The sequence below is a fragment of the Robbsia andropogonis genome (genome assembly GCF_000970345.1).
GTDB lineage: Bacteria > Pseudomonadota > Gammaproteobacteria > Burkholderiales > Burkholderiaceae > Robbsia > Robbsia andropogonis.
In genome coordinates this window covers 1-2,797 of sequence record NZ_LAQU01000116.1, presented here as the reverse complement: position 1 = coordinate 2,797, position 2,797 = coordinate 1, and the positions used below count along the sequence as shown (strand labels likewise).

Sequence of the window (2,797 nt, the reverse complement as noted above, 5' to 3'; positions counted from 1 at the left end):
AGCAAGATGCCGATGCCGCGTTCCCGACACAGCGCATCGATCTGGTCTAGCCGGTTCAACCGGCCAGTGGTGGTTTCATGATGCACGACGGCGACGTGCGTCACGGCGGGCGCAGCGTCGAGCCGTGCCGCGAGGGCCGTGATATCAATGTCCTCGCCCCATTGCGCATGCAATGCCTCGGTGGTAATGCCATGTCGTTTGGCGATGGCACTGATCCGTTCGCCATAGACGCCATTCTCGAGGACGAGCAGGCGTCCCTGTTCCGGCAATAGCGACGAGATCATCGCCTCGACCGCGGCCGTGCCCGAGCCAGTCAGCAATACCGGCGCCCACTGCGCGCCATCGAGGTTATAAACGCTTAGCAGCCGGGTACGTGCTTCCTCCTGCAGGTCGAAGAACTCGTCTTCGCGGTGACACAGGTCCGGTTGCAGCAACGCACGCCGCACGCGGTCCGACAATGTCACCGGACCGGGATTCAAGAGCAGGGGGGCGGCAGTTGTAGCGCTCATTTAACGGTTCCAGACGCTTCAGAAGGAATGGACGACGGCACGCCCAGATAGTCTTGCAGGCGAGCGCGTACCTGGCGTGGCGTCACCGATGGACGCGGCAAGGTGTCGGGGCTGCCCGGTCGGGTAAAGACACGCAGGAAATGCGCGCCCGGGACATCGTCGTCAGCCGTATCCGTATCCGCCGACGCTTCGGATATACGGTGCTGCGTGGCGGCATTCGCGGCCAACCAGTCGTCGATCACATCCAGGTCGTCGGTGTCGGTGGCGCTCGCATAGCCGCAGGCGGCGGCGATCTGCGCGAATCCCACGCTGGCGGATACGGTCGCCTGACCTCCGGTGGAGTCGTGTGCCGCGTTATCGAGCAGCAAGTGCCAGAGGTTGTCGCCTCCGTAGGTACCTACTGTTGCGAACAGGCCCATCCGCATCAAGGCGGCACCGTCGCCGTCGACGGCGATGACCCGCACGTCCGGCCGGGTACGTGCAAGGCCGAGGCCGAGCGTGGCGACACAGCCCATCGATCCGACCATGTACAAGTGATTGGCACGGTCATCCAGTGCATACAGCTCACGACCCGTGAAGCCGGTGGTGGCGAGTACGACGGTCTTCACGGTCGCCGACGGTGCTTGCGAGGTCTGCCCGGCCTGCAACGGCGAGGCGGTGACGACACGCCGCAATGCGTCGGTGCGACTACCACGCGATGCTATCGGCAATAAGGTGTCCACGTCTGCGTCACCGTTGCCGCGATACGCCGTGTGCGCAACCGTGGACGGCCGCGGCACCGGGGCGCCGCTGCCTTGCAACGCAAATGGGGCAACGCTGCCTTTCTTCATCAGCAGTGCATAGGGCTTCCCCGTTTGATCCATATGCGCGCAAGCCCGGTCGAGAACGGCGTCGACCTGTGCCGGGTCGGAGGGAAACAGTTCCCATGTCACGTCCATCGTGTCGAGCATGGTCGGTGTAATAGGGCCCATCAGCGCGTGCTGGGGTTCATCGGGCGCGCCGCCCGGCTCGCCGCGCCAGGTAATGATCAGCAATTGCGGCAAACCGAAGGTCCAGGTCAGCGAGGTCAGAGGACTGACCGCGTTGCCGAGCCCGGAGTTCTGCATCATCGTGATCGCGCGTTCGCCACCGAGCGCCACCCCGGCGCTGATGGCCACCGCATCGCCTTCGTTCGCCGCGCTGACATAGTCCAGTGATGCGTCTTGAATCACGTAATTGATGAACGGGGTCAGGTAGGAGCAGGGGACACCCGCATAGCGGCGAAAACCGCGCGCACGCGCTGCCTCGACAAACTGGGCCGCCTCAATTGCCTGGGATCCTCCGCTCGGCATGGGTGCCGCGATATTCCTGGCTGTCCCCGCAGTTCTAGCCTGGCCGGGGTGGGAATCAGACATTGTCCGCTCCCCGAACATCCGATGCCGACGCCGAGCCGATCGGCTGTTGGCCGTGGGCAAACTCGCCGGCGCGGCGGAAATCTTCCAAGTCATTGACGCCGCGCCAGTGGCCGTGGACATAGAGCACGTTCACCGCATGACCGGCTTCCGTCAAGGCGTTCAGCAGTGCCGGCATGCCCAAGGCGCCAAAGTCGTCGCGTTCGCGCAGCGTGCTCAAGACTGCTTGTACGTTTCTGCGACCCGCTCCGCGCACGCTGAGCATGCCGATCCAGCGACCCGACGGCGTATCGATCGTGTCCGCCGATGTCACGCCGACCGGCGCATTGCCGATATGGCGCAACGTCACGTGCTGCCCGAACAGCCCCCGGTCGTCGGGTGCGGAACACCACGCCAGGTCAACGCCCAATTCAGTCTGCGACGAATCGACGACCACGCAGATCTCGGCGTCCTGTTGCAGCAGATCCTTCAGAATGTATTGACGGAACAGCAGGTCGCCATAGGTGACGAACAGGTCGTTGTCGAACAAGGCGCCGGCATCCGTCGCCGCGACCAGTGACACCAGTTCGCCGCTGCTGGCGTATTGTTCGTTCAGTACTTTCTTGATTCCCGGCGTGTCGATAGCATCCGCTTTGTAGCCGGCGACGACCGTGATCTCGTTGATCGCTTCCTTCTTGAACGCATCGACGAGCCAACGCATCAGCGGCTTGCCGCCCACCGGCAGCATGACCTTCGGTTTGTCGAGCGTCAGCGCTTCCAATCCATCACCGCGGCTTGCGGCTAACACCACCGCGCGTGGCGCGGGGCGGCTCGGGGCAAAATAGCGTTTCTCCGCCGCGCTATATTCGTCCGCGCCCTGCAAGCGGAAGATTTCGTCGACGGTTGCCACACGGTCCT

Annotated in this window: 3 protein-coding genes; all 3 read right to left on the bottom strand. The window is 63.8% G+C overall.

The annotated features are described in order from the left end of the window. Nucleotides 1-509 (bottom strand): aminotransferase class V-fold PLP-dependent enzyme (locus tag WM40_RS26230; RefSeq protein ID WP_046154517.1); only part of this gene is annotated, 509 nt, incomplete at its 3' end. Beyond that, the gene (gene aepY / locus WM40_RS26225; protein WP_036008140.1) at nucleotides 506-1,840 is read right to left on the bottom strand and encodes a phosphonopyruvate decarboxylase; all 1,335 of its coding nucleotides are present in this window, start codon (nucleotides 1,838-1,840) and stop codon (nucleotides 506-508) included. The genes WM40_RS26230 and aepY, both read right to left, overlap by 4 nt. A gap of 55 nt (nucleotides 1,841-1,895) precedes the next feature. Continuing rightward, on the bottom strand, nucleotides 1,896-2,797 hold a 902-nt coding region (locus WM40_RS26220), incomplete at its 5' end, for a phosphocholine cytidylyltransferase family protein (protein WP_046154516.1).

Excerpts from the sequence above, each read along its gene's own strand:
- aepY (WP_036008140.1), bottom strand. The coding sequence starts at position 1,840 with ATGCCGAGCGGAGGATCCCAGGCAATTGAGGCGGCCCAGTTTGTCGAG.